Origin of the sequence: Bacillus cereus group sp. BfR-BA-01441, assembly GCF_022663075.1 — a bacterium.
Classification (GTDB): domain Bacteria; phylum Bacillota; class Bacilli; order Bacillales; family Bacillaceae_G; genus Bacillus_A; species Bacillus_A cereus.
On the sequence record NZ_JAKUEU010000144.1, the window covers coordinates 1 to 6,792 of the forward strand.

Genomic DNA, 6,792 nt, shown 5'->3' on the forward strand with positions numbered 1-6,792 from the left:
AGTTCAGCCATAGAATCTGCAACAAGCTTTTGGCGCTTGGCATTTACCGCTTGAATGATACCATTTTTAAAGATAGGAATCGTTGTAATAAATGCTGTATTAATTTTACCAATTAATTTATTATTACCACGTTGAATCATACGAATTTGTGGTGCTGTAAGTAACGCAACCATACGTGCTTTTTCTAAATCGTCAATACGCTGTTCTAAAATTTCAACAGAGTTTTTAAGCGACTCTAATTCAATACCTGCTAATTGATCATTATTACGTACACGCTCTTCATACATCGGAACTAACTCTGTATTTAAACGCTCTAATAACATTTCTCCTGCTACTACGTACTTCTCTAAGTCTAAATAATATTTTAAGTTTTGCTCATACAAGCCATCTAACGTACCAATTGATTTTTTCATCTCATCTTGGTACTTCGTAATTTCCACATAAACTTTATCAATTTCGCGGCCCATCGTTTGATATTTACTAAAGATTTGTTCTATCATTTTATCCGCTTTTTTGAACATACGTGAGAAGAAACCACTTTTTTCTTCCGCAAAGTCTTTACTATCAAATCGGTCCATAATTTTACCAAGCTGTTTTAATAATTCACCAGAATCTTCTATCTTTGATAATGACATTGTATGTAAAATTTGATCCGCAAAACGTGAAATTTCCATAGAAGGTTCTTTTCCAAGTTCAATTAATTCTAATTGATCTTTAATATCTACCGCATTATAAATACGTTGTACATCCGCATCTTGTCTAAGTTGTAAGCGAACATCTTGTGCTGTTTGTTCATTTAATTCTGTTTTCGGATCTAGTACGACTGGGTTATTCATATGGTATTCTCCCTTTCCTTATAAAAATGGACGAAATAGTCCTTTTATTGTTTGTGATAAATTTTTATAGGCTGATGAACCATGAAACTCAAGATCGAAATTAACCTCTTCAAGCCAATGTGAATCAAATGCCCCCGCTTCAATATACGGTTCAATATCGTTTCTTCCCGTTGGATTGAAATGGAATACATCTACTCCAATTTGATTCAAAAATAGTAATAAAACAGCGTCAGAACGAGTTAATTCTCCGCTCTTCTCATTATTAAATATAACAATTTTCGGTACATCTTGTGAATAATCAAATTTCTCAAGCTGTTCTAAAATATTCGGTGGTATTTGAGAAAGTTGTGCGAAAACATATAGCGCTACATCTTGTTTCGTCTCTTTCGCAATTGGTTTGCACATTTCACTTTCGCACGTATGGATAATCGCCTCTGCAATCCCATGCTGTAAACCTTCCGGTAAACGCTTATGCGGCCACCAATGGCTATTCATAATTAGATCAGGATGCAATTTTCCAGCTCGGTCCAATGCATCTCGATAATGATATTGGAAGTTTGCTTTTTGCTCTTTCGTAAACGGGAATGTATTAATTAATAAACTGTTATCAAATGATGTAACAGCCTTTAATCGTTGAAAATATTCTTTATCATTCTTTGAAACGCCTGATATTTTCGCAAATAAAGAAGGAATATAAATATGTTTATTTTCAACAAAGAATGTTGGGCGTACAAATGCCTTTTCTTTCGTAATTAAAAAGAGTTCATCATATGTCGTTTTTAACGTACGAGCTACAGGCGTATAGGAACGGAATTGCCACGGCTTGTACAGCAGTGAATTATCGTGGTGAAGTACTTGTTCAATTTCTTTCGAAGCTTGATACGCTACTGTTGCAACACGCTCACGGCGACGATCAGGGAATGGTTCAAGCGAAATGCGACTTGAATGAGATACAACAAAAGTTCTTCCCTCTTCATCAATATTTTCAAATCCATCTTTTCCTTCTGGGTGATAATAAAGCACATCACAACCGAGCATAATAAGAAAGTATAAGAAATATATACGGCTTTCCTGTGCATCACCGTACCAAATGATACGCGGCATTTGTTTCTTATAATTAATCGTAGAGAACCACTTCGCTACGTAATTTTCGCTTAGTTTAATTATGTCGATTAAGAAACGACGGAAGCCTTCTGTCTTTAACGACTGATTATGTTGCTTCTCATATAATTTCAATAGTGAAATAAACGTCGTATGTATGTAATGCTGTAAATCAGGATTGTCTACTTTCGGTAAAAGTTGTTTCCCAGATAAGTGTGCAACTAGCCTATTTACTGTCAGACCATTTGGTGCTTCTTGATGTAATCCGAACACTTCTTGAATATGACGAAGCTTTTCCGAATCAATCACTTTGTTTAAATTTTGTTCGTGTAAAACTTCGATTCCTTTCGCTTCACTATAATCAAACAGTTCATTAAAATATTCATCTACATCATTAGGAACACCAAGGATTCGACATGCTATATAACTAAATTTCATCTCATTCTCTGTCAGCTCATATTGTGGGCGTTTTTCTAAAAGCGTTTCAAATTGCTTTAAATCTGATTCATCTTTTAATGCATATGGTTGAAGTGTAAAACGTGAAAACACAACAGTTCACCTCCAAAAACATTTACGTTTTTTCTAAGTCCTTCTTCTATTATAAACTATTTTTGGTTATAAAAAATGGGCGCTCGCAAAACGAGCAAACCCATTTCAATTATTTATTGTCTTCTTTAGTAGCTGCAACTTCTTCTCTAGCTTGTCCAGAATTCTTCATGTAGTGAAGTATAAATGTTGCTCCAAATGCTACAACTAAAATAATAAAGAATAGTGTATGACTAATCTCAATCTCGATTAAAGACAGTAACATTTTTGCTGCAATAATTAAGATTAAAATGTATGCTGTCGTTTCAAGCTCTGGAATACGCTCTAACAATTTTAAGAATACACCAGCAATACCACGCATCATTAAAATACCTAGCATTCCGCCTAATAGTAAAATCCAAACTTCATTAGATACACCAAATGCAGCAAGTACGCTATCTACAGAGAATGCGATATCCATTAATTCAACCATCGCAACTGTTCCCCAGAAGACACCAAACATTCTAAAGAGAATACTATTTTGATTCATACCGTGAGCTTCGTCTTCTTCACTTGCACCTTTACGCTTATCAATAAAGTATTTTACTGATAACCAAGCAAGGTAAAGTGCACCAAGAAGTTTTACCCACCATAATTTAATTAAGAACATTCCGATTCCAATCGCAATAAAGCGGAACACATAAGCTCCAATAAGTCCATAGAATAATGCTTTTTTACGTTTTTCTTCCGGAAGATGTTTTACCATTACCGCTAACACAAGTGCGTTATCAGCAGATAATAATCCTTCAAGTACAACAAGTGTACCAATTAATCCCCAAGATACTGGATCCTGCAACACTTTAATCCACATGTCCAAGTCGAAAAACTGAGCATACGTATCAAGGATTCCTTGCAAAATACTCATCTTACCTTTATCCCCTATTCTTTGCTAGATTTATAGAAAGGTCAAAAAAAGGAAACGAATATCGTTTCCTTTCTATGCATCCAAGCCATACGCTCTTACAAGCGCACCTAAACCACCTTGGAATCCACTTCCTACTGCATTAAACTTCCACTGTCCATTATGACGGTATAATTCACAAAAGACAACTGCTGTTTCGATGGAGAAATCTTCCCCTAAATCAAAACGAAGAACTTCTTCACTCGTTTCTTCATTCGCTAAACGAACAAACGCATTTCCTACTTGCCCAAAGTTTTGACTACGGCCTTCTGCATCATAAATCGTAACTGTAATAGCAATTCTGTGCACATCTGCTGGAACTTTCTTCAAATCCACAACAAGTTGCTCATCGTCACCTTCACCTTCACCTGTACGGTTATCTCCTGTATGTAAAACAGATCCACAAGGAGACTGCAAATTATTATAGAAGATAAAATCAGTTTCCTTCGTACATTTTCCGTTTGCATCTAATAAAAAGGCAGATGCATCTAAATCGAAATCGGCTCCGCCGTCATAAGATTTAATATCCCATCCAAGACCAATTACTGCTTTTGTTAAACCAGGGCTTGTCTTACCTAAATCGATTTTCTGGCCTTTTTGTAATTGAATAACCATCTATATTCACCTCTATATTTTTATCTTTAAAAATATATCCATCAGTAAACATACATTTCACCGATGGATATATAAATCAAATCTATTACTCTACATCTAAACCAAAGTTATTACATAGAGACGCTAATCCACCTTGGAATCCACTTCCGATTGCATTGAATTTCCAATCACCTGCATGACGATATAATTCACCTACTACTACGGCTGTTTCAATAGAGAAATCTTCTCCTAAATCGTAACGAATTAATTCTGCATTCTTTTCTTCATCAAGAATACGTACGAAAGAATTAGAAACTTGTCCGAAGTTTTGGCTACGGCCTTCTCCATCATAAATTGTAATTGTGAAACAAATACGTTCGATGTGAGCAGGAACATTTTTCAAATCTACTTTAATCGCTTCGTCATCGCCTTCACCTTCACCAGTGCGGTTATCTCCTAAATGCTCTACAGCACCATTCGCACCTTTTGGATTATTATAGAAAACGAAATCTTCAGCTCCTGAAACTTTACCATTCGCGCCTACTAAGAAAATACTAACATCTAAGTCGAAATCGTTTTGTCCGTCATAACGATTCGTGTCCCAACCAAGTCCTACAAGAACTTTCGAAAGACCTGGATTCGTTTTTGTTAAGTCTACCTTTTGTCCCTTTTTCAATGAAATTGATGCCATATACAATTCCTCCTCGGTTATTTTATTGATAACGTGATACAATCTCACTTAAGTTTTTATCTTGCGTGCCTTCTCCAACTGCTGAAAACTTCCATTCACTTCCGTGACGATACATTTCACCTGCAATTAGAGTTGTTTTGCCAGCATAATTATCCGATAAATTATAGCGTGCTAATTCTTCACCAGTTTGCGGGTTTTGAATACGAATATATGCATTACGAATCATCCCGAAATCTTGACGACGATTTACACAGTCATAAATATTTACAACGAATACTAAACGATTAATACGGCTTGGAACTTTATGTAATTCTACGAAAATTGTTTCGTCATCACCAGCGCCTTCACCTGTTAAATTATCTCCTGAATGAATAATACTACCACAAGTAGAAAGTTTATTTCCGAAGTAAACTAAATCATTTTTGTTTAAAAAACGATCTCCTTCTAACATAACAACAGATGCATCACAATCTACATTTGGTTTACTTCCAAATAATGAAGACAGAAATCCACCTGATTGCCCAATTGGATCCCAGCCTAAGCCAACCTGTAGTTTTGCTACTTTTGGTTGTCCTTTCGTTAAATCGATCTTTTGACCTTTTTCTAAAATAATAGGCATGAAGTTTCTCCCTTTCTACAAAGCATTTTCCGAATCGGAAAATATTGTATTCTTCTCTTATATTGTAGCATTATTTACCTAGCGATAAAAAGGATAAATTCTCAGTTATATGAAAACATTCATATAATTTACTTATGATGATGTAAGAAGTGGTAAATAGCACCAATCATTCCTGCACAATTACCGTTTTGCGCAAGTTCAATCTCACAATTATTATAAATCTCTTGATTTAAGTATTTACTGACCTCTTCTTTTACTTCTTTTAAAAACTCATTTCCTCTATCGGTAATTCCTCCACCAATAATAATCGTTTCTGGATTAAAAATATAAGCAAGATTACTAATTCCGATTGCCAAATGTTTAAAGAAAATCCCAACTGCTTGAGCAACTTCCCGATCTCCTTTATCATACAACTCGAAAATTCTTTTCCCATTCCACTTGCCTTTGCCTTTATATTTGCTTACAAGTCGAATTAATCCTGAAATCGAAGCAACCTCTTCAAACGTTTTTCCTTCTATTAACATATTCCCCCATTCACCAGCACTAAATGAATGTCCTCGGTACAATTTTCCATCTATAAAAATTGCTCCTCCAATCCCTGTTCCAAGGGTGAGCATAATAAAGTTATCTTTCTCTCTTCCACTACCATTCCACTTTTCTCCAAACGCTGCACAATTCACATCATTGTCAATCGATACTGGAACTTTTAATATCTCTTGCAATCTATCAATAATAGGAATAGTACTATATCCCGGAATATGATCCGCGCCTCCCGTCACAATTCCTTTATTAATATCAACAATTCCCGCAGTGCTAATACCGATTCCGGCAATAGTATGTTCATTCATTATTTTTTTGGATACATATATAAGTTTTTGAATAATTTGTTCTCCGCCTAAATGAATTTCTGTTGCAACTGTTTGACGCTTTAATACTCTCCCTATTTCTGAAACAATACCATACTTAATTTGCGTACCGCCAATATCAAACGCTATATACTCTTTCATCTGCTGCCACTTCCTCTACCGTTATGAATGTAAATTCTCCCCCTCTACTATTTGTAGGAAATCTACATTAACTCTTTTCTGCTTTGACAAATACACCACCTTTTTCTATATATAGTTTTTTTTGCATAAAACTCTTTTTCCTAAGAAATATTACAAAGGGATGTATTTTAGATGGAACATTAATCTCTTAGGAGGAAAACCATGACGAAAATCTTCATTTTAGCATCAACACTCTCTTTATCTTTTTTTAGCGGTTTAAATATCGGTAATGCTGCAACTGAAAACTTCCAACCATTAACAAACGCTATTGTACAAAATAGCGATCATTTTGCAGAAGGAAACTCAAAGGATAATAATATACCTCCAGGAAATAACGGTTCTCAGGACGATACTGGTTCTGGTGACAATGGTTCTGGCGGTAACGGTTCTGGTGGCAGTGGCTCTGGTGGCAATGGTTC

The 6,792-nt window shown here is 35.3% G+C and carries 7 protein-coding genes and 1 pseudogene; 1 reads left to right on the forward strand and 7 read right to left on the reverse strand.

From position 1 onward, the window contains the following. The 7 genes from MR107_RS28680 to MR107_RS28710 form a co-directional block, all read right to left on the reverse strand. On the reverse strand, positions 1–836 hold an 836-nt coding region (locus tag MR107_RS28680), incomplete at its 3' end, for a toxic anion resistance protein (RefSeq protein ID WP_242293052.1). An 18-nt stretch (positions 837–854) separates the two neighbouring features. Continuing rightward, a complete protein-coding gene (locus tag MR107_RS28685; protein WP_000492859.1) occupies positions 855–2,486 on the reverse strand; it encodes a YceG family protein in 1,632 nt (543 codons plus the stop codon). Between the two features lie 109 nt (positions 2,487–2,595). Next, entirely contained in the window at positions 2,596–3,387 is a 792-nt protein-coding gene (locus MR107_RS28690; RefSeq protein ID WP_000025704.1) for a TerC family protein, read from the reverse strand. A 72-nt stretch (positions 3,388–3,459) separates the two neighbouring features. Next, positions 3,460–4,038, reverse strand: coding sequence for a TerD family protein (locus MR107_RS28695; RefSeq protein WP_000236643.1), 579 nt, complete (start codon positions 4,036–4,038; stop codon positions 3,460–3,462). A gap of 85 nt (positions 4,039–4,123) precedes the next feature. Next, the gene (locus MR107_RS28700; protein ID WP_000146726.1) at positions 4,124–4,708 is read right to left on the reverse strand and encodes a TerD family protein; all 585 of its coding nucleotides are present in this window, start codon (positions 4,706–4,708) and stop codon (positions 4,124–4,126) included. Positions 4,709–4,730: 22 nt separating this feature from the next. Beyond that, entirely contained in the window at positions 4,731–5,327 is a 597-nt protein-coding gene (locus MR107_RS28705) for a TerD family protein (RefSeq protein WP_001121586.1), read from the reverse strand. A gap of 128 nt (positions 5,328–5,455) precedes the next feature. Next, the gene (locus MR107_RS28710; protein ID WP_000666117.1) at positions 5,456–6,334 is read right to left on the reverse strand and encodes an ROK family protein; all 879 of its coding nucleotides are present in this window, start codon (positions 6,332–6,334) and stop codon (positions 5,456–5,458) included. A 201-nt stretch (positions 6,335–6,535) separates the two neighbouring features. Between MR107_RS28710 and MR107_RS28715 the strand changes: the two are divergent. Continuing rightward, positions 6,536–6,792: pseudogene (locus tag MR107_RS28715) on the forward strand (LPXTG cell wall anchor domain-containing protein); the annotation flags it as partial.